The sequence below is a fragment of the Mycoplasma sp. 06067-C1-B144P-99-0482-3 genome (genome assembly GCF_051053925.1).
Taxonomy (GTDB): Bacteria; Bacillota_I; Bacilli_A; order Mycoplasmatales; family Mycoplasmataceae; genus Mycoplasma; species Mycoplasma leachii.
Genome location: NZ_CP144017.1, coordinates 468,997 through 492,242, shown reverse-complemented (window position 1 = coordinate 492,242; position 23,246 = coordinate 468,997). Strand labels below are relative to the sequence as shown.

The following is a 23,246-nucleotide window of genomic DNA, read 5'->3' as shown; positions in this document are numbered from 1 at the left end:
ATTAATTATTTTGTTCTGGTGAATTATTATTTGAATCTGAATCATTGTGTTTGTTAGCAAATTCAGCAGCTGCAGCCATTGCTTGTTCTAATTCAGTCATTTTTTGTTCTAAAGCTTCATAGTTTTCATTTTTAACTAGTTCTTTAATTTCATCAACCATTTTTTGTGATTGTTCTTTTTGCTCAGCACTAATTTTATCACCAGCTTGTAATAATGAAGTTTCAATAATATTAATATAATTTTCAGCTTTGTTTTTTAACTCAATATTTTTTTTCTTAGCTTCATCATTTGCAGCATTTTCTTGAGCTTCTTTTATCATTCTTTCAACTTCAGCTTCACTTAAATTCCCTGAATTTGAAATAGTAATAGTTTTTTCTTCATTAGTATTTTTATCTTTTGCTGAAACACTTACAATACCATTAGCATCAATTTCAAAAGTAACTTCAATTTGTGGAATACCTCTAGGAGCTGGTTGAATTCCTGTTAGTTGGAATTGACCTAATGATTTATTATCAGCAGCCATTGCTCTTTCACCTTGTAAAACATTAATATCAACAGCTGGTTGATTATCTGTTGCAGTTGAAAAGATTTGAGTTCTTTTTGCTGGAATTGTAGTATTTCTTTCAATTAATTTTGTCATAACTCCACCCATTGTTTCAATACCTAATGATAATGGAGTTACATCTAATAATAAAATATCAGTAACTTCACCAGCTAAAACTCCACCTTGAACAGCAGCACCCATAGCAACAACTTCATCTGGATTAATTGATCTATTTGGAGATTTATTTAATAAACTTTTTACTAATTCTTGAACGGCTGGTATTCTTGTTGATCCACCAACTAATAAAACTTCATTAATTTCACTTGGAGTTTTTTTAGCAGCACTTAAAGCATCTTTAACTGGTTGAATAGTTAAATCAACTAAATGTTTTGTAATTTTGTTAAATTCACTTCTTGTTAGAGTTGTTGCAAAAGAAATTGGACCACTTTCATTCATTGCAATAAATGGTAAATTAATTTCAACTTCTAATTGACTAGATAAATTAATTTTTGCTTTTTCTGCTTCATCTTTTAATCTTTGTAAAGCCATTTTTTCTTTAGATAAATCAATATTGTATTCAGCTTTAATTTTACCTAGTAATCATTTGATAATTTCTTCATCAAAATTATCTCCACCTAATTTATTATTTCCACTAGTTGCAATAACATCAAAACTTCCACCACCAATAGCTAGAATAGAAACATCAAAAGTTCCACCACCTAAATCATAAACTAAAATTGTTTCTTCTTTATCTTGTTTATCTAATCCATAAGCCAAAGCAGCAGCAGTTGGTTCATTAATAATTCTTTCAACTTGTAATCCTGCAATTGTTCCAGCATCTTTTGTAGCTTTTCTTTGCGCATCATTAAAATAAGCAGGAACTGTAATAACAGCTTTAGTTACTTTTTGTCCTAATTTAGCTTCAGCATAATTTTTCATATATCTTAAAATTTCAGCTGAAATTTGTTCTGGACTATAATCTTTTCCTTCTAAATTAACTTTAGAAGTAGTTCCCATTTTTGATTTTATTGATTGAACAACATTTGGATTAGTTACAGCTTGACGTTTAGCAGCACCACCAACAATAATATCTGAATTTTTAAAAGCAACAACACTTGGTGTAGTTCTTTGACCTTCAGGATTTTCTAAAATAATAGGTTGTCCACCTTCAATAACTGAAACAACTGAATTAGTAGTTCCTAAATCTATTCCAATAATTTTTTCTTTTGCCATGATTTTATTTCTCCTTGTATCTTTTTTACTGTTTATCTATTTATTATTGTTTTATTTATTTTGCAACTTTAACTATTGCATAAACTAGTACTTTATCATGAATCATATATCCATCACTTAAAACACCAACAATTTGATTTGTTTTATATTCATCTGATTCAACTGCTTCATTAGCATCATGAAGATGTGGATTAAACATATCACCAACTTTAACATTCATAGCTTTAATATGATGTGATTCTAAAATGTTATCTATTTGATTAACAATCATTTCAAACCCTTTAACATAAGCTTGAACTACTTCATTATTACTAGGAGCATTAACAACTTTTTTTAAAATTTCTAAAGGTTGAATTAAGTCTCTTGCTAATTTACTAGAACCATATTTTTTAATTTCTAATTCTTTTTGATTATACTTTTTAGTCAAATTACTAATTTCAGCTAAATTAAATTGTTTTTCAGATTCAATATCTTTTTTTAAAGTTTCATTTAACTCTTTTAAATTTTGAACTTCTAATAAAACAGTATCAAGTTTTGTTTTTAACTTTAAATATTGATTTTTTTTAACATGAGGTTTTTGAAATTCAGCTTTAGTTTTATTTTTATTTTGACTATAATAGTTTTTATTATTTTTTTTATTTTTTAATTCTTCAGTCATTTTAATTCTCCTTTGCATTAATAATTTCAATAATTAAGTTCATTAACTGGTTTACTTGGTTATAATCTACTCTTTTTGGTCCAACTAAAGTTAAAACAGTAGAAGAATTACCAATTTTTAATTCTGTAGCAATCATTGAAATATCATCATTTATTTGATCGATTTCATTACCAATTTTAATTGCTATTTTATTCATATTTTTATTAGATTCATAAGCAATATTAAATCAATCAAAAGGAGATAATTGTTCAACTAACTTAACTGCATTTTTTAATTTATTAGTATCATTAAACTCAGGATTTTCTAACATATATCTCATTCCATGAGTTTCTTTTTGTTCATTTTTTGATTCTAAAATAGTATTTATAAATGTATTTAAAACATAATCATATTGTTTAATACTTAAAGATAATTGATGTTTTAAATCATTTAAATATCGATCTATTTCATCTAATTTAACATTAACTAAAAAATCTGAAAATAATTTAATAGCAATTTTTAAATCAGATAAAGAAATATCTTTTAAATTAAACATTTTATTTTGCACATCACCATCAGAAAAAATAAATAATACACTTGCTAAAAATTCTGATAATAATATTAGTTCAATTTTTTTTAACTTTATATTTTTTATATTTTGTTTTTTAATTATAACTGCTGTCATTTTAGTTAATTCACTAATAATTTCACCAGCATAATTAATCGTTTTATCAATATCATATTTTCTTAAATCTAATAACTGGTTTAAATAAATTTTTAATCTAGTATAATCAGCTGAATCTAATTTCATAATATTATCAACATAATATCTATAACCTTTAGTTGAAGGAGTTCTTCCACTTGAAGTATGTTGTTTTTCTAAATAACCCTCATGTTCTAAAATAGCTGATTCATTTCTAATTGTTGCTGAAGATATTTTAATATCTAATAGTTCTAAAATTCTTTTAGATCCAACTGGTTGATTAGTTTTAATAAATTCTTCAACAATAGTTTGTAAAATTTTAACTTGTCTTTTAGTTAACATAAAACTAATTAAATTGTTTAAATTCTTCTAAAACAAATTGGTTATTTTCAACATCAATTAGATATCTAGTACTTTCACTTATCAAACCACTAATAATATAATGTGCTATTAAAGTTTCAATATTTTTTTCAATATATCTTTTAATAGGTCTTGCTCCAAATAATCTATCATAACCTTCATTAATAATTTTGTTTCTAGCTTCTTCTGAAAAATTAATAAAGTAGTTTTGTTCATCTTGTAATCTTGTAATTAATTCATCTAAAAGTTTATCTACAATTTCACCAATTGTCTGCACTGATAAAGCATTAAAATAAACAATATTATCAATTCTATTTAAAAACTCAGGTCTAAAAGTTTGATTTAATTCTGCTTGAATTTTTTGATCATCAATTTGCACATAATCATCTGAAGTTAGTAAGTATTGACTAGCTATATTTGAAGTCATAACAATAATTGTATTTTTAAAATCTATAGTTTTTCCTAATGAATCTGTTAATCTTCCATCATCTAGTATTTGTAATAAGATGTTAAATACATCACTATGAGCTTTTTCAATTTCATCAAATAAAATAATTGAATAAGGATTTCTTCTTACAGCTTCAGTTAGTCTTCCTCCTTCTTCATACCCAACATACCCAGGAGGAGCACCAATTAGTTTAGCAACAGAATGTTTTTCCATATATTCACTCATATCAAGTCTGATCATTTTTTTAGGTGAATTAAATAAAATATCTGCTAAGCTTCTTGCAACTTCAGTTTTTCCAACTCCAGTTGGTCCTAAAAATAGAAAACTACCAATTGGTTTATCTGGATTTTTAATTCCACTTCTACTTCTCATAATTGCTGAAGTAACTGCTTTAATTGCTTGATCTTGACCTTTAACATATTTTTTTAGTAGATCTTCAAGATTTAAAAGTCTTTCTTTTTCTGAAGAAATTAGTTTATCAACTAAAATTCCTGTTGATTTAGAAACAACTTTTGCAATTTCTTGCTCAGTTACTTCTTCTGAAATCATTTTTGTTCCAGATTGTATTTCAAATAAAACTAAACTTTTTTCAAGTGATGGTAATAATGAGTATTGAATTTCTCCAGCTCTTTTATAATTTCCATCATTTTGAGCAGTTTCTAATTCTTGTTTTAAGTTTTCAATATTTGATTTTACTGAATTAATCTTATTCAATTGTTCTTTTTCTTTTTCTCATTTTTGATTTAAATTAGCTTGTTCAATTTTTAAACTATCTAATTCTTTTTTAGCTTCTTGTCATCTTTCTTTAGATTTATCATCTTTTTCTTTTTCTAAAGCAGAAGTTTCAATTTCTAATTGCATTACTTTTCTATTTACTTGATCTAGTTCAATTGGGACACTTGCTAATTCTGTTTTAATAGAAGCACAAGCCTCATCAACTAAATCAATAGCTTTATCTGGTAAATATCTATCAGTTATATATCTACTAGATAGCTTAGCAGCTGAAACTAAGGCATTATCATGAATTCTTACTCCATGATAAGTTTCAAATCGATCTTTTAAACCTCTTAAAATTGAAATAGTTTGATCAACAGTTGGTTCATTAACTAGAACTCTTTGAAATCTTCTTTCTAAAGCAGCATCTTTTTCTATATATTGACGATATTCATTTAAAGTAGTTGAACCAATTGCTTTTAATTCACCTCTAGCTAAAGCTGGTTTTAATAAGTTAGAAACATCCATTCCACTATTATTTCCAGTTTTTCCAGCCCCAACTATTAAGTGTAGTTCATCAATAAATAAAATAATTTCACCATTAGATTTTTGAATTTCATTAACAACTGATTTAACACGAGATTCATAATCTCCCATATACATAGCTCCAGCCATTAAACTACCCATATCAAGTTCTAATATACGTTTGTTTTTTAATAATGTTGGCACATCACCTTTAACAATACGTTGAGCTAATCCTTCAACAATAGCAGTTTTACCAACTCCTGGTTCACCAATTAAAACTGGATTATTTTTTGTTTTTCTAGATAGTATTTGAATAACACGAGAAATTTCTTCTTCTCTTCCAATAACAGGATCTAATTTATTATCTTTAGCATCTTTTGTTAGATCTCTTGTATATTTTTTTAAAGCATCAGTTACTTTTCCTTTTTCTTGAAATTCCACTATCTCAGCTCCTTTAAGTTAAAATCTGTTTTTAACTATTTCTATTGTAACACATTTTTAGCAATTGCATATAGTGAGTGCTAAAAAAATAAAAAAGACCTTTTGGTCTTAAATTATTAAAATATTTTCAATTAAGTATACTAATCAAAAAGCTAAAAATAAACCTATTTTTTATTTTGAACTTCTTTAATAATCTGTTCTATTTGTTTAGCTACTCCATCATTTTCTAAACTATCACAAATTTTAAATGCAACTTTTTTAAGTTCATCAACACTATTTTCAACACAATATCCTTGTTTAACACCTTTAACCATTTCAATATCATTATGATTATCTCCAAACACAATAATATCTTTGTAATTAATATCTAAAGCTTTGGCTAGATGTTTTAATCCAGATAATTTATTAACTTTCTTTTTCATAATATTAAATAATTTTGGTAATGATTGAACTAGATCAAATTTATCTTTAATACATTCTTTAATTAGGTTTAATTTTTCATTTGCTATTTCATCTGAAAGGTTTTGTAAACTAATAATTACTTCAACAATTTTTAAATTGTTATTTTTTAATTCATTTGAAATTTCTAATAAATCGTTATACTTTTTAATTTCTCAGTGATATTTTTTCTTAGTTTTATTCATATAATTTTGTCAAGAAATTCCTCTTTCAGAATTAAAAGTTCCAATCATTGTATTATGAGTATATCCAACAATATCAATATTATGTTCATAAGCTAATTTAAATAACTCACTTGCTAACTTATTATTTAAATAATCAGCATGTAAAACTTCATTAGTCTTTAAATTAGAAATTAAAGCTCCATTACAAGAAATTACAGGTAAATTAACTTTTAGTTGTTTTGCTATTTTTTTATTAGCACCATCAACTCTTCCTGTACAAAATGAAAAACGGTTATTACTTAATTTTTGATATTTTTTAATTACTTTAATAGTTTTTTTACTAATAGAAAAATCTTTTAAACAAATAGTTCCATCAAGATCAGATAAAATATATGGATAATTATTCATTATTCTTCAATTCCTTTTCAACGTTCACTTAAAATATAATCTTTACCTTTTTGAGTTTCGTATTTAACTAAATCTAAATAATCTCATTGTCTTAATACTTCATAACTAGCAATTCCAACAGTATTTGCAATATTTAAACTTCTAGTCTCACTCATCATTGGTATTCTAAAAGTTGTATTGTAATGTTCTTTTAAAATTGGTTTTGCAATTCCAGTTGATTCTTTTCCAAATACTAAATAAACATTATCATTAATTTTTGAAAAATCAAAATCAGAAATTGGTTTTTGACCATATCTAGATAAACAAAATAAGGTGATATTTTTATGTTTAGTTATAAAATCATTTCAATCATCATATCTAATACAATCAACATTTTTATACTCATTTGCACTTGATCTTGATAAATGGCGATCATCAAAAATAAAACCTAATGGTTCAATTATATGCAATCTTGCATTAATAGCTACACAAGTTCTCATAATTGCTCCAACATTTTGGGCAATTTCTGGTTGATATAAAACAATATTAATTTTTCTTTTATTCATATAAATCCTTAATTATTTTACAGTATCAATATATTGTATTAATCTATCTATTGCTTTTTTTCTAGCTGAAATTTGATTTTTTAACTCACTATTCATTAATGAATAAGGTTTATCATAACCTTTAGGAATAAAAATAAAATCATAACCAAATCCAAAATCACTTTTTTTAATATCAAAATCAATATAACCTTTAGCTATTGATTGATAAACAAATTGTTTTTTAGTTATTGAATCATATAAAGCAATAGCTGTTGTCATATAAGCTTTTCTTTTATGTAATTGATTTATATGTTTTAGTTTATCTAATAATTTATTGCATATATCATAATGATTAGTTAAAGGATAAGCTCATCTTTTAGAATAAATTCCTGGAAAATTATTTAAAGCTTTAACACAAATTCCAGTATCATCTCCAATTGCCACTCCATTGATATATTTAGCTAAGTGTTTTGCTTTTAATAAAGCATTTTGTTTAAATGTTTTTTTATTTTCTTCTATTTCAACATATTCTGGTATATCTAATAAACTTTTGATTTGATATCCTTTTAAAATTTCACTAAACTCTTTTACTTTATTTTTATTAGTTGTAGCTAAATAAATTACTTTATTCATAAAACCTCTTTATCATCTTTACTATATTAATTTTAAAATATTAACAATAAAGTTAATCATTTTATTTTTTAAAAGTTAATCATTTTATTTTTTAAAACTTTAATTAATAAAAAAGTTTTGCATTTTTTTCTGTTTTATTGTAAAACAACAAGGTATAAAACTTTTATCCTAACCGATTTTAAGTTTTATACAGGAGGAATTATGAAGAAATTAATTGCGATTTTATCATCAATGTTGATGATAAGCACAGCTAGTTTACCAGTAATTGCTTGTCATAAAAAAGAACACAAATTTGAGTCTAACAACTCACTAATAAATACAAAAACTGCCGCTAGTTTATTTGCTAAAGATTTTATTTTAGCAGATCAGCTACAACTAAATTTTCAAGAAATTAAAGATTTAAATAAAAATAAAGATCTAGAATTATTAACTAGTAAAAATAACTTATTAATTGATAAAAATGAGTTGACTTCAAGTTCATTAAAATCAACTAGTCAATTTATTAACAAATATTTTGATGAAAATTCATATAAAAAAGTTATTGATAAAAGTATAAAACTTGACTCTAATAAGAGTTTAAAAAATCCTATATTAAATGAAATTTTTAAATTACTTAGCTTAGATATAAGTGATACTGAAAAAACTAGTAATGATATTAGTAGAATCTTAGAATTAACTTCTAAACTAAATCCTATGTTTATGTTTAGTCATTTTTCAAATATCAATTCTTTATTAAAAGAAATGTTTGAAAAACTTAAACCTAATTTAAAAACTTGATTAGAATCATTATCTAAACCAGATCAAAGTCTAATTAAAAACATTAAAGATTTTCAAGAAAAAGTTGATGTTAATAAAAAGTATAAAGATCTCAAATTAGAAGATCTTGATAAAGCTTTTTATACTAGTTTAATTAATGCTATAGGTTTAGGGTTATCTTCTAAAACTTATAAAACAATTGAATTAGATGTTAATAAAACTAATGAGTCATTACAAAAAGCTAGTGAAAATTTAGCTTTTATTTTAAATAATAAAAAAGAGTTTGAAAAAAATAGAGAATGAGAAATTGTTAGATATGTTTTACAAGCTCTTCAATTTTTACAATTAAAACTAAGTTTATTTGATAATACTAGAGAATATGAACCTATATCACCTAATAACTTATTTAGTAAAGACAAAACTAACCAAGAATTTATTAAAGAACTTTATAAAGATAAAACAATAGGTAATATAACTGAAAATAGATCATCATCTATTAATTTAAAGTACCTACTTTCTTTTTTTAAAAAACCAGTTGATGAATTAAAAGATAGTTCTAAAAAAGATGGATATCAATTGCAAAAATTGTTAGCAATGTTATTTTTATCAACTGAAAAAGTTGAATATACTTCACAAAGTTTTAAAGTTGATGATCCAACAGAATATTACAATAATAAAAAAGCACATCCATCAATTTATTTACTATCTATTTTTTCTAAGGATTTTCTAATAAAAAAACTTAGTCCTTTATTAATCAATAAAACAATTAGAGAAGAAAATGTTAAAAGATTGATTGAACGTTCAATTCCATATTTTTATAAATGGTTATCATATACAACAGTTAATTTATTAACTGGAACAAAGAGTGTCTATGAATCATTAAGCGCTTTATTTGTTAAAGTATTACCTTCTATAGTTGTAATACTTCAAAATGAAACAAAACTTTTAAGTGATGAAATAATAAAATTTAAAGACTTTGCCTTCCCTATATTGTTTCAACAGATAATAACACCAACTTTAAACGTTGCTTTACCAATAACAGTAGATAATAAAACTGATAAAAATTCTTTTAAAATTCTTTATAGCGGAGATGTTTTTTTAGTTAACAAAACTAATCACATGTTTAAAACTTTTAAAGAAAAAATAGAAGGTCTTTTAAAAACATTTAGTAGTTATATACCAATAAAAGCCAAAAATATTCCATTTTCTCTAATCCAACATTACTTTACTAGTTTTGCAAATAACTACGAATCAATCTTTAAAAATATTCAACACTTTAATTTAAAAACTCTATTAACTACTCCACTTAACAAAATGAATGAATCTTGATGAAAAGATAAATCATTTGCTAAAGAATATCAAAACAAATCTATTGCTGATAATTTAGATAAATTATTAAAAGATTTAGATGTTAAAGGTAATGAAAAATTAGAAAATCTACAAAGTACAAATATAAATCTAACTAGTTTAACTGACATAATTTCAACTATTGAAAATTATAAATATCAAGTATCTAACATTAATTACAATAAAAAAACTAATTTAATTGATATTTTAAAAGAAAATCCAGATAAAGCTTTACAAATTCTGGGGTGAACTTCAGATAAAAATAAACCAATAGGACAAAACTCACTACTAGATATAGTATTTTCTAAAGGTTTAAATATTAAAGTTAATGATAAAAGCGATAATTCTCAAAACACTATTAATTTATTATCAAAATTCTTATTATCTGTTAATAATTCATTAAACACTGAATTTAACGAAAAGAAATTTAATATTTCTTATACATTTTTAGATGATAAGAAAAATAAATTTAACCAATTAGTTTCTCAACAATTAGAAGCTAAATTTGTAAATAATAAAAATAAATCTACAACTAAATATATCTTTAACTATTCTAGAAATAGTAAAGATGATAAGTTTAGATTTACAAAAATTACTAAGAATTAATAATTAATAAAACATTATTTTTTGTTAAAAAACTAGTTCAAATGCAAAAAAAGGCATTTGAACTTTTTATTTACTTTTGCTTTTTTGTGATTTTATTGGCATTATTTAAGTGTAGAGTACTTATTTATTAAGTGCTTTACATAGGAGAAATTATGAATAAATTAATTGCAATTTTATCATCAATGATAATGATAACAACTGCTAGTTTACCAGTAATTGCCTGTCATAAAAACCAAAAAGAAGAAAAAGAAATTAAATTTGAAAATAATAACTCGATAACAAATGCTCACTCAACTGTTAGTTTATTTGCTAAAGAACTAATTTTAGCAGATCAATTAAAAGTTCAATTGAGTGAAATTAAAAATAAAAACAATAAAAAGTCACTTAGTGATTTATTAAAAGAAAACAATTTAACATTAGAAAATACTGATAAGAGTATCAGTAATATAAACACATTTGAAAATCTTTTAAATCAATATTTTAAAAAAGATTCATACAAAAAAGTGTTGGATTCTAAAATCAAACTAGATTTAAAAAATAACTCATCTAATTTTTTATTTAAAGAAATTTTTCAATTAGTTGGATTAGGTGAAACTGAATTAAATAATTTTAGTGATGATATTACAAAACTTTTAAATTTAACAATTAGTTTAAACCCAATGTTTGTTTTTACTAATTTTAAAGAAGTTGATAGTGCTTTAAACACATTCTTTGAAAAACTTAAACCAACTTTTTCAAATTGAATAAAAACTTTAAGCACTCCAAAAGAAGGTTTAGCTAAAAGTATTAAAGCCTTTCAAGATGAAATTGATGTAAATAAAAAATATAAAGATCTAAAAGCCGAAGATCTAGATGTTGCTTTTTATGTAAGTTTAGTTAATGCTGTAGGCTTAGCATTATCAACAAAAGGTTTTAAAGAAGTAGAATTAAAAACTAATAATGTATTTGATTCACTAAAAAACGCTGGAGATGCATTAAACAAAATACTAAGTTCTTCAGCTCAACCTAATAAAGTAAATGGATCAAAAGTAGTTTCTTATGTTCTACAAGCACTTCAATTCCTGCAATTAAAATTAAGTTTATTTGAAAATACTAGAGATCATAAACCAACATCTGCAGATAAATTATTTGATAATACTAAGCAAAATCAACAATTTATAAAAGATCTTTATAAAGATCAAAATATAGAATCAATAAGCAAGAAAAAACCATCATCTATTAATTTAAAATACTTATTATCTTTTTTTAAAAAACCAGTTCAAGAACTAAAAGATAAAAACCAAAAAGATGGTTATGAATTACAAAAATTATTAGCTATGTTATTCTTAACTGCTGATGAAGTTACTTATAAAAAATACAATAGTACTAATGAATTTGTAGAAGATTCTAAAAAATTTGTTGAAGAAAACAAAAGTTCACCACTTTTTTATCTATTACAAAGAGTTTTAGAAAGTCAATTAAATAACAAATTTAAATCTAAAAAAGATAAAATAAGTGTATTAACTAAAAGTTTAGATATTTTAACTAAATGATTAACACTAACAGCAAATGATCTTTTAAATGGTAAAAGTTTAGCTAAATCTTTTAATGAAATTTTTAAAGAAAATCAAATTTTTCAAACTATATTAGAAAAATTATTTGAAAGTGAAATTATTGATAAAAATGTTATCCCTGCTGATTTTCAATTATTTATACCATTTTTACCAGCATTAATTAGTAGTTTTTTATTAACATTTTTAACACAAGGTGATGAATTATCTTCACTAATAAAAGAAGTTATTCCAGTAGTAGAATTTAAATTAGATTCAAAGCAAAATGCATTTAAAGAAATTTATTCAGGATCAATATTTAATATTAATAAAGTCAAAACTTTTATTAATAACTTAAAAGGAGTTTTAGATAATATAGCTAAAAACCCTGATGGAGCAATATTTGCTGAAGTCTCTAAACAATTTGATACTAAAGTTGTTACAGAATATGCTGAAAAATTTGTAATTAAACCATTTAATGAACTATTTGGTAATGTTAAAACTTTCAATTTAAAAACTTTATTAACTACTCCACTTAATAAAATGGATGAATCAAAATGAAAAGATAGAAGATTTGCTAAACCATTACAAAGTAAATCTGTAGCTGATATTTTAGATACATTACTAACAACTTTAAACGTTCAAGGTAATGAAAAACTAGAAAGCTTAGAAAGTTCAAATATTAATCTAACAGCTTTAACTGAAGTTGTTTCATTAATTAATAATTATTCATACAAAGCAAAAGGAGTTAATAGTAGTAAAACTCAACTAATTGAGCTTTTAAAAGAAAATCCAGATAAAGCTTTACAAATTTTAGGTTGAACTTCAGATAAAAATAATCCAATTGGTAAAGGCTCACTGTTAGATACTTTATTATCTAAAGTCTTTAATTTTAAAATGGATGATAAAAAGAATAAAACAGAAAATGCTTTAAACCAATTTACAAAAGTTACTAGTCTACTAAACAAATGACTTGTTACTCAACTAAATGAATCTGATCTATTAATTACATTTAGCTTTACTAATACTAATAAAAATAGTTCGAACCAATTATTATCTGAAACTATGATAGCTACAGTTAAAAATAAAGTTAATAACTCTCAAACTAAATACACATTTAGTTATGCTAGAGATAAAGAATCTAAATTCAAATTTACAAAAATCTCAAAAAATTAATTAATAATCATTATTAACTAAAACTGCAAGATCTTAAATATTATAAGATCTTGCTTTTTTATTGCTTATTGTTGTTAAATTGATGGACTTATTAGAAAATAAAAAATTTCTTAAAAATGAATTATGTTATGAAATGTAGTTCATATTCGATAAAAACTATTGAATCTTTTTTATATTTATGTTATTTTTTACTTTTAGACTACTTTTATTGGCAATATTTTAATGTAAAGCATTTTTTATATTGTTTTACATAGGAGAGATTATGAAGAAATTAATTGCAATGTTATCTTCTTTTATGATGATAACAACTGCTAGTTTACCAATAATTGCCTGCCATGTTAAAGAAAAGAAATTTGACACTAATAATTCGATAACAAATACTCACTCAACTGTTAGTTTATTTGCTAAAGAAATTATTTTAGCAGACCAACTAAAAGTTAACTTAAAAGAAATTAAAACCGAAAATAATAAAAAATCGCTAACTGATTTATTAAAAGAAAATAATTTAAAACTAGAAGATACTGATAAAGATATCAGTAATATAACAACATTAAATGGTCTTGTTGATCATTACTTTATAAAAGATTCATATTTATCAAAAGATGTTTTAGATTCAAAAATTAAATTAGATAATCAAACTAAAAAACCTTCTATTCCATTATTTAATGAGGTGTTTAAACTATTTGGAGTAGATACAACTGATTTGGATAAATTAAGTGATGATATTTTAAAAATATTAGATCTAACTACTAGTTTAAGTCCAATGTTTTTATTAAGTGGTTTTGATTCAGTTAACAGTACTTTGAAATCGTTCTTTGAAAAAGTTAAGCCTTATTTAAAAGATGGACTAGAAAAATTGTCTAATCCAAGTATTAAATTTGAAGATGAAGTTAAAGCTTTTCAAGAAAAAATTGATGTTAATAATAAATTTAAAGACTTAAAAGTTGAAGATTTAGATAATGCATTTTATGTAAGCTTATCTAATGCTATAGGTTTAAGCACAGTTGGATCTAGTTACACACCAATTGAATTAAAAACTAGTGAAGCTTCCAAGTCATTAAAGCAAACTAGTGAAGCATTGACTAAAGCATTAAATGGTCCTGCTAAACCTAAAAATGGACAAGAATGAAGTATTGTTACTTATATTCTGCAATCTCTACAATTCTTACAAATAAAACTTAGCTTATTTGAAGAAGCAAGAGACTATACTCCTAACTCATATACTAATTTATTTAGCGCTTCTAAGAAAAATGAAGAATTTATTAAATCTATTTATAATAGTAAAACTATAAAAGAAATTACTAAAGATAAACAATCATCTATTAATATAAAATACATTTTTTCATTTATTAAAAAAGCTGTTAATGAACTAAAAGATGAAACTAAAAAAGATGGGTTTGAATTACAAAAACTACTAGGAATTTTATTTTTAACATCAAATAAAGTTGAATATTCAGAAGATAGTTCTAAAGATGATTCAAAAGAGTATTATGATAATAGCAAAGCTCATCCATCATTAACTATACTAGCTGACTTAGCAAAACAAGCATTAAATGAAAAACTTAAACCTTTGGTGGCATTAATATCAAAAGAAACTACTGATGATCAAATTCAAAAAGTTGTAGATACTTTAATTCAACAATTATATAAATGAATTTCGTTCACTTTAAATAGTTTATTAACAGGAGAAAATAACTTAAATAAATGTCTAACAACATTATTTGCTAAGGGTTTACCTGTAATTATAGAAAGCATACAAAAAAATACTAAACTACTTCCACCTGAAATAGCAGCACAATTAGGTTTCTTACCATTTTTACTTATTCCATTAATAAATGAAGTTTTAGCAGTTGCATTTCCTATTTTATATAGCGGAAGTGAAAAACCTGCTGTAAATTCATTTAAAGATTTATATGCAGGACAAGTATTTTTAGTAAATAAAGTTAATGAAATGTTTAAAGTCTTTAGAAAAACATTAATTAAGATATTAACTGAAGTAAAAGTTGATACAAAAAGTATTCCGTTTGCTACAATTAGAGGATTTTTAACTACATTAGAAAATGGTTATGACAAAATCTTTAAAAATGTTAAAGAATTTAACTTAAAAGGTTTACTAACTACTCCACTTAATAAAATAAATGAAATTTGATGAAAAGATCAACCAATTTCTAAATCATTACAAGAACAATCAGTTACTGATATTTTAGATTCATTACTAAATGATTTAGATGTTAAAGGTAATGAAAAAATAGATCAAGTTAAAGATTCAAATATTAACTTAACAAGTTTAACTGAAGTTGCTAAATTAATGGATAACTATACTTATAAAGTTAAAGACATTAATACTAGTGGTAAAATACACTTACTAGAAATCCTAAAAAATAATCCAGAAAAAACTTTAGAAATTTTAGGTTGAACTTCAGATAAAAATAATCCAATAGGAAAAGATTCTTTAATTTACGCATTATTAACTAAAGTGTTTAATGTTAATTTAGATAAAAAAGATGATAAATCACAAAATGCTATAAACCAAATTTCTAAAATTATTTCAACAGTAAACAAATCAATAGAAATTAAAACAAATTGAAATAGTGTTGAAATTAGTTTTGAATTTAAAGATCAAAAGAAAAATAAATTTGAACAATTATTAAGTGAAACTTTAATAGCTAAAGTTAAAAATAAAAAAGATAATAGCCAATCAACTTATTCATTTACTTATCAAAGAGATAAACAAGACAAGTTTAAATTTACAAAAATTACAAAAGAATAATAAATTAATTAATATAAAAAGCAAGACATAAAGTCTTGCTTTTATTATCTAAAATTATAATCCTAACTCTTCATCAGTTTTTAAATCTAAAGCTGATCCAATATATGAAAAGATTTCAGGAGATTGTTTAATATACCTACGTTTCCCAGTTTAAGCATAAAACAAGAAAACATACTTATGTAAATTTTTGATCTCATAAGTTATGTTTTTTATAATGTAATGTCTAAGTGACTTTTTCTTTTGTTAAAAGCTCTAATAATATTTGATAAGTTTGCCAACTTTCTTGTAACTCATCATTATACACTTGTATAGTTTCGATTTTTTGTTTATTTACAAATACTTCAATTTCTTTAACTTCTTTGATAACATTAATCACTTTATGCTCAGTGATTTTGCTTTTTCCAGTCAGTCCTAATTTTGAATTTAGAATGTAGATGATGTAGTTTAAAAACACTAATGAAATGAAACATAAACAAATGTAACCAACAATATGGTTTCAAGTTGATAAATACATTGGACGAAGAGATAATTTACCTTTTAATGTCTTGAAATTAGACTCAATTTGTCATTGTTTTGAATACAAATTAATAACTTCTTTTACTGATAAATCTGTTCTGTTTGTTTCATAAACATAGTATCCATCATATTTTTGATCTTCTTGTATTTTTTCTATGTCAAGTTCATAAAATGCACCTTTGTTTATAGGTTTAAAGAATCTATATTTTTTAGATCCCGCTAAATCATCACAAGAAACAAGATTATCTTTATTCATTTTCTTAGTGAAATTTTGAATTAAAATGTCTCTATCATTTTTGTCTTTAGTTGCTCGTTTTTGACTAAAACTAATTATTTGTCTTCTAAAATGTCCATTAATTCTTTTTTTATTGTATGAAGATGCAATATCACGAGTTTTGTATATCAAACCACCATCATTTATATAATCTTTTTCATCTAATATATACTCTTTAAATTGTTTGCTTCCAGCTTTCATTCTGTATGAGATTATGTATTTTCAATTCTTAGATTCTAAAAATCTAATATTTCTATTAACACTCATTCCTTTGTCAGCAATTATAGTTACACTGTTAACTTCATAAATATCTGCAATTTCAAGCATAAATGGTATTAAAGTATTTGAATCAGCAACATTTCCTGGAAATATTTTGTAGTGTAACGGTATTCCATTTTCATCAGTTGCCATACCTATAACAATCTGGTCTTCTTTAAATTTTCCATCTTTTGAATAACCAGTTTTTTTATAACCTTCACGAGAAAATGTTTCAAAATAAGTAGCTGTTGCGTCAAATCATAATACATCAATTTTTCTATTGGTATTTGCACAAATTTTTGCATTTAAATTTCTTAAAATTTCATCTTTGTTTTTTGCTATATAGTCTAATGATCTATAAAATGAATTTTTTGAATGAGTGTCTATTTTTTCTTTTTTTGCTGTCTTATAAGTGTTAAAAACACTTATTGGATTTTTAATTCTTTGATAAATCAACTGTAAAACAACATCTTTTAATGTTGTCGATTTTGTGGGAGAACAATCATTAAAAATATTGAAATAATCAAATAGTTTTTCAACTACTTCGTAACCTTTAAACCTTTCTAAAACTTCTTTTTTGGTTTCTTTTTTCTCTTTAAAAATTTCATCTAATTTAGTTCTTGCTTGTTCTTTTGTTCAAGACAATGGAAAGTTTGCAATAATTGCTTTGATAATTGCTAGCGGATCATCATGATATTGTTTTAATTCATGTAAATATCCATATCCTAATCTATATACAAAACCTTTGTTATCTGGTCTTGGCACTCCAATTGATAAGTATTCGCCTTTTTTAACTCTTGCTATTGATGTTCTTCATTGTCTTTTTACATCATTTCTTGACTTCTTCACGTCTTTATTATATCATATTTAAGCATAAAAGCATAATAAATTATATTTTTTTATAAAAAAAATATAGTCGCTGAAAACTGAGTGTTTTCGCGACTAAGTGGGAAACGTAGGAGAATAATAAATTAATTAATATAAAAAGCAAGACATAAAGTCTTGCTTTTATTATCTAAAATTATAATCCTAACTCTTCATCAGTTTTTAAATCTAAAGCTGATCCAATATATGAAAAGATTTCAGGAGATTGTTTAATATATTTACCTTCAATAATTCTAATAACACTATCAATTGTTTCGTTTAAAGGTACATATTGACCTTTTTGTTTTGTAAATTGTTCAGTCATAAAGAAATATTGAGTAAAGAAGTTTTCTAATTGTAAAGCTTTTTTAACTAAGATTTTACTTTCAGCATCTAATTCATCAAATCCTAAAATTAAAATTACATCTTCTAAATCTTTATAAGCTTTTAAAATTCTTTTAACTTCAATAATTGCATTAAAGTGTTTTTTACCAATTAAAGTTTCATCAACTGAACTAGAAGAACTTGCTAGTGGATCAAAAGCTGGAAGAATGTTTTTTGCAGCTTGATCTCTTGATAAAACTAGATTTGAATCCAAGTGATTAAATACAGCTACAGCTGATGGATCACTTAAATCATCCATTGGTAAGAACACAGTTTGAAACGAAGTAATAGCTCCGTTTTTATTTTTAAATAAACGATCTTGAATATTTGCAACATCACTTTCTAATGTAGATTGATATCCACCAACTGAAGGTTTTTTACCAAGTGTAGCACTTACTTCATTTTCTGCTTGAATAAAACGATAAATATTATCAATAAATAATAAAACATCTTCTTTTTTAACATCTCTTAAATATTCAGCAGCAGTAACTCCAATTGGAACAATTGACATACGTGCTCCTGGAGATTCGTTCATTTTAGAAACAAACATAGTTGAGTTTTTCATTAAATTAGATTCAGTTAGTTCATCATAAAGTTCAATACCTTCTCTTGAACGTTCACCTGATCCAATAAAAATGTTTGAAGTCTTTTTATATTTATTATTAACGTTAAAAATAATTTCTTTCATTAAAACTGTTTTACCAACACCAGCTCCACCAAAAATTCCTAATTTAAACCCTTTAAAAATAGGAATAAAAAAGTCAATAGCTTTAATACCAGTTTCAATTAATTCAAATTCACTATTTAATTCTCTTTTATTATTAATAGTTGAGTTCATTTCAACATATTCTTGTTTATCATTATGAGGATTATTTAATGAAATTCCTGTAAAACTAAAAATATTGTTTTTAGCACTACTTCCAACTGGAACCATAAAGCTTTTTTTAGTATTAATAATAACATCGCTTAATGAAATTTGTTTATATGCATAAATGATGATTGCTTTAATGTTAGTGTCATTAATAACACTTTTTACTAGTAAATATGTTTGATTATCGTGAGTTGTTAGTAAGTGATTAATTGAAGGTAAATTACTTGATTCAAATTGAACTTCAATTACATCACCTGATATACTTAAGATTTTTCCGTTCATTATTTATCTCCCAACTTTTTAGCAGTTTTTTCTAAAAAACTTTGATCTAATGATAAGAAATCATATTCATTATCAATTTCTCAGTTTAATCCAACATAATCAGAATATTGTTTTAAAGCAAATAAGAAGTAATTTTTCATCATTTTATCATCATAATTATTTCCTGATTTGATAATTTCAAATTGTTTTTTTCCATCATTACTATTATTAATTAATTCATCAATAAATTTTAAAGCTTTTTGTTCGTCTTTAATATCCTTGATTAATGATCAATTAATGATTTTAGTCATTATTAAAATAAAATTGTATGAAAATATGCTAAATCCCTTTGAAGTAAACAATTTATCAATCATTTTACCTTTATACATTAAATCGCTAACTTCACTATTTAAGTTATAATCTAGCATCGATAATTTTAATTGTCTTTTATATTTTCTATATGTCTTGTTAATTTCACCAGCTATTTGGCGTATAGTTTTATCTTGTACACTTCCACCAGTTCTTGAAACTGAAAAATCAATATCAACAGCGGGTAAAATTCCTTGAGAAAACAATTTACTACTTGTAACAATTTGACCATCAGTAATAGAAATTACATTTGAAGCAATTAAACTAGTAATATCATTATCAATAGTTTGAATAATTGGTAATGCTGTGATAGTCTTTTTATTTTTATATGATCCAGCACGTTCTAGTAATTGAGAATGAGCAAAAAACATATCACCAGGCATTGCTTCTTTTCCAACAGGACGATTACTTAATAAAGCAATTTCTCTAAAAATGTTTGCATGTTTTGTTAAGTCGTCAAAAATAATTAAAACATCATTAGTATTTGAAATATTTTCAGCATGTGTCATTCCAATGTATGGGGCTAAATATTGTTCATAACTACTATTAGCAGGTGCATCAAGTATAATTGTGTTTTTTAAAGCATCATGTTGTTGTAAAATGTTATAAATTCTTGAAATACTTTCTTTTTTTTGACCAATAGCAACATATACACATTTAATATTTCTAGCAGATTGATTAATAATAGTATTTAAAGCTATATGAGTTTTACCAGTTTGACGATCTCCAACAATCAATTCACGTTGACCCTTTCCAATTGGAATTAATAAGTCAATAGCAGCCAAACCAGTATATAATTGTTCATTTAATCTTTGAACTTTCATTAAATCATGACTTAATTTAAAAACTTCACTTGAAATATCTTCAGGTTTTTTAACTACTGTTTTTTGTTCAGGTAAAATGATATTTCCATAAATATCAATTACTTTTCCAAAGTATTCACTTGAAGTAAAGATTTCATTTGTACTATCTAATAATTCTAATTCATCATTAATAGTTAATTTTAAAGCTTGCAAATTAGCCAATAAATATGCAGTGTCACTTGTAGCACTAATTAAAAATAATCTTGCTTCTTTATTTTTTTTAGAAGTAAAAATTTGTTGTTGTTTATAGTCAAACTCACCTTTAACTTCGACAATGTAATCATAAATTGCACTAATTTTAGGTAATGTATGTTTGCTATTTGTTTTTAAATTCATTGTTTTATCCTTTCAATCCTATTATTAATAAAATAATTGAAGATATAGTAATAATTGTTGAAATTGTAGTTGAAATAATAAATGTTAATTTAGCATTTTTATTATTAATACGTTTTGCTTTAATTAGAAATACTAAAGTGTTTGCTATAATAAACAATAATGAAAGAGCAATAAATAATGAACTAATAATTATTAAAGGTCTTTTATTTTCTCTATTATTATCTTCTAGTTTTTTAATAGCACTTTGATAACTTTCTTGAAACTCTTTAACTTTTTCTTCATTATTTTTAATTTCTGAAGTATCAGTTAAAACTTTTAATAAAGCTGAGTGTTCAGAAGTATCTTTAATATGATTTGTAAAATCATCATATCAACTTAAAATATTTAAAGCCTTACCAATTTGATTTGCACTAGTTTGTGCTTTTAATATTGAAGTGTCTAAATAGTCATATAATTGGTCTAGATGTTTTAGGTCTATATTAAATTCATTAGCTTTTTTAATAATTGCTTCTCTAGTACCACTAACTCTTGCTAGTTCTTGATAAATTTCTTGAACACTTTTAAATCCAGCTGTAAGAACTGTTCATGGATTATTTTGATTATTTAATTGTGAAGCACTAATTGCATGTAATAATCTTGAAAACGCTTGATTTGAAACTTTATTGATTCAACTAGCATAATCATCATCACTACTAATATCACTTAGCGATTGATATTTATTATTTGCTATATTATATAGAACATTATGTAAATATTTAGTATCACTAACTATTCTAGTAGCTAAATTTACTAAACCAAATAAACTAGTTTGCAAATGATCATTGTTTAGCTCTACATAATTGATTTTTTCATCCAACAATAAAGCTTTATAAAGTTGTAAGAATTTTGCTTCAATTTTTTTAGATAGATTTTCTAAAATAAAAGCAAATCTAGGATCAGCATTATAAGTTAATTTAGATGTATAATAAGTTCTTTCAACATCTTTTACTTGATCTTTAATTTTAACAGTAGCTCTACCACTATTATCTAATGAAGTAACATGATACTTAAATCTTGTGTTAACTGGGTTAATAAAGAAGAAAATAGGTTCTTTTTCTTCATTTTCTGGTTTAAAAGTACTTTTTATATAACCTTGATCTTTATTTGCATATTGTCATTTTAAAATCGGTTCTAATCTTGGTAATTGTTCAGCATATTCAACTGAATTTTGGTCTCTTTTTTCTGTTGGATCTAATGGTTTCCTATTTATGTCAGGAAGATTTGGTGGGGTTGGTTTACTTGAATTACTAGTTTGAGTGTTAAACTGAAAAGCTTGATTTTGATTTAAATCAAAATCAACAAATCTATTTTTAATTTTAGTTTTAATATAATCTTGTCAAGTTTTGTGCTCTTTTTTCAACACAATAGTATAACCATCAATATTTGTTGTATTACCAGATTCATTTGTTGAAGCATTGGATTCATTTGAATTTTTTTGACTAAAAAATATGTCTTTACCAAATTCTGGTAAATCCTGTTCTTCTTTATAAATAATATCTTTTAATTTAGATAACAAACTTTGTGAATAATTACTCAATAAAGCATCAAATCTATGACTAGTTATAACATTTTCTTGTTCTTTTTTATTTTTTTCAACACCATCTTGTTTATCTTTTTCAACTACTTTTGTATAATCTCTTTCTGCTTTGTCAGGTGATACCTTTATATTATTGTATGTTTTACCATTAAATTTAACTATAGCTGTATCTACTTTTTTATCATTTGCTATAACTTTAGGAAAAGTAATATCAAAACCATATTTTGATGCTTCCTTCTCAAATGCATCTTTATTAATAAAATGCTTTTTTAATTCAGTTAAATAAACTCTTTTTTGCAAATTTTTAAAATATTGTTCTGATTTTTCAGTGCTTTCATCTAATTTTTTTAATTTGCCTAATTCTTGTTCAATAGTTTCAATTGCCTTTTTTTGAACTTTTTCTAAAGTTTCTTTAATGCTTTTTTCTGCTTTTTCTTTAAAAGTATCAAATTGATCTGAAATTTTAGGTGTTAATGGATCTGTAGAATTTGTAGTATTATCATTTCCATTACTTGTGTCATTATTTCCATTTCCACTAGCAGATCCACTACTTCCACTACCATCTTGATACAATCTAACAACAGTATTATCTTGATTAACATTTTTAATTAGTGTTGTTAAACTTAAACCACTAGTTGCTGTTAAAAGGAGAATAGCTATTTTATATGATTTAGATAATAATTTATTTTTTTTCATA

Annotated in this window: 14 protein-coding genes; 3 read left to right on the top strand and 11 right to left on the bottom strand. The window is 24.0% G+C overall.

The window, feature by feature from the left end; genetic code table 4:
- Position 1 precedes the first annotated feature (1 nt).
- The 7 genes from dnaK to rdgB all read right to left on the bottom strand — a co-directional run bounded on the left by dnaK (position 2) and on the right by rdgB (position 7,793).
- Positions 2-1,777: a molecular chaperone DnaK gene (dnaK, locus tag V2P32_RS02145; RefSeq protein ID WP_434343896.1), complete on the bottom strand. Its 1,776-nt coding sequence runs from the start codon at positions 1,775-1,777 to the stop codon at positions 2-4.
- 55 nt (positions 1,778-1,832) lie between these two features.
- Positions 1,833-2,435, bottom strand: a complete 603-nt coding sequence (locus V2P32_RS02140; RefSeq protein ID WP_434343895.1) for a nucleotide exchange factor GrpE — start codon at positions 2,433-2,435, stop codon at positions 1,833-1,835.
- Between the two features lies 1 nt (position 2,436).
- On the bottom strand, positions 2,437-3,459 hold the full coding sequence (gene hrcA / locus V2P32_RS02135) for a heat-inducible transcriptional repressor HrcA (protein ID WP_434343894.1): 1,023 nt from the start codon (positions 3,457-3,459) through the stop codon (positions 2,437-2,439).
- A gap of 4 nt (positions 3,460-3,463) precedes the next feature.
- Positions 3,464-5,605 carry an ATP-dependent Clp protease ATP-binding subunit gene (locus tag V2P32_RS02130; protein WP_434343893.1) on the bottom strand — a complete coding sequence of 714 codons (2,142 nt, stop codon included), beginning with the start codon at positions 5,603-5,605 and terminating at the stop codon, positions 3,464-3,466.
- A gap of 164 nt (positions 5,606-5,769) precedes the next feature.
- The gene (locus V2P32_RS02125; protein WP_434343892.1) at positions 5,770-6,636 is read right to left on the bottom strand and encodes an HAD family hydrolase; all 867 of its coding nucleotides are present in this window, start codon (positions 6,634-6,636) and stop codon (positions 5,770-5,772) included.
- Positions 6,636-7,181, bottom strand: coding sequence for a tRNA (cytidine(34)-2'-O)-methyltransferase (locus V2P32_RS02120; RefSeq protein WP_434343891.1), 546 nt, complete (start codon positions 7,179-7,181; stop codon positions 6,636-6,638). Before V2P32_RS02120 ends, V2P32_RS02125 begins: the two co-directional genes overlap by 1 nt.
- 12 nt (positions 7,182-7,193) lie before the next feature.
- Entirely contained in the window at positions 7,194-7,793 is a 600-nt protein-coding gene (gene rdgB, locus V2P32_RS02115) for an RdgB/HAM1 family non-canonical purine NTP pyrophosphatase (protein WP_434343890.1), read from the bottom strand.
- Between the two features lie 201 nt (positions 7,794-7,994).
- Between rdgB and V2P32_RS02110 the strand changes: the two genes are divergently transcribed.
- From V2P32_RS02110 to V2P32_RS02100, 3 genes are all read left to right on the top strand, one after another.
- Positions 7,995-10,502 (top strand): MOLPALP family lipoprotein, encoded by a 2,508-nt coding sequence (locus V2P32_RS02110; RefSeq protein ID WP_434343889.1) that lies wholly within the window; start codon positions 7,995-7,997, stop codon positions 10,500-10,502.
- Between the two features lie 152 nt (positions 10,503-10,654).
- A complete protein-coding gene (locus V2P32_RS02105) occupies positions 10,655-13,207 on the top strand; it encodes an MOLPALP family lipoprotein (RefSeq protein ID WP_434343888.1) in 2,553 nt (850 codons plus the stop codon).
- Positions 13,208-13,469: 262 nt separating this feature from the next.
- Positions 13,470-15,977 (top strand): MOLPALP family lipoprotein, encoded by a 2,508-nt coding sequence (locus tag V2P32_RS02100; RefSeq protein ID WP_434343887.1) that lies wholly within the window; start codon positions 13,470-13,472, stop codon positions 15,975-15,977.
- A 223-nt stretch (positions 15,978-16,200) separates the two neighbouring features.
- Here V2P32_RS02100 and V2P32_RS02095 read toward each other — a convergent pair whose 3' ends face one another.
- The 4 genes from V2P32_RS02095 to V2P32_RS02080 form a co-directional block, all read right to left on the bottom strand.
- Complete coding sequence (locus V2P32_RS02095) at positions 16,201-17,874, bottom strand: IS1634-like element IS1634 family transposase (RefSeq protein WP_434343886.1); 1,674 nt, start codon at positions 17,872-17,874, stop codon at positions 16,201-16,203.
- Positions 17,875-18,046: 172 nt separating this feature from the next.
- Positions 18,047-19,426, bottom strand: a complete 1,380-nt coding sequence (locus V2P32_RS02090) for an MSC_0618 family F1-like ATPase beta subunit (protein WP_434343885.1) — start codon at positions 19,424-19,426, stop codon at positions 18,047-18,049.
- Complete coding sequence (locus V2P32_RS02085) at positions 19,426-20,973, bottom strand: MSC_0619 family F1-like ATPase alpha subunit (protein WP_046784001.1); 1,548 nt, start codon at positions 20,971-20,973, stop codon at positions 19,426-19,428. Before V2P32_RS02085 ends, V2P32_RS02090 begins: the two co-directional genes overlap by 1 nt.
- 4 nt (positions 20,974-20,977) lie before the next feature.
- Entirely contained in the window at positions 20,978-23,245 is a 2,268-nt protein-coding gene (locus tag V2P32_RS02080; protein ID WP_434343884.1) for an MSC_0620 family F1-like ATPase-associated subunit, read from the bottom strand.
- Position 23,246: the final 1 nt, after the last annotated feature.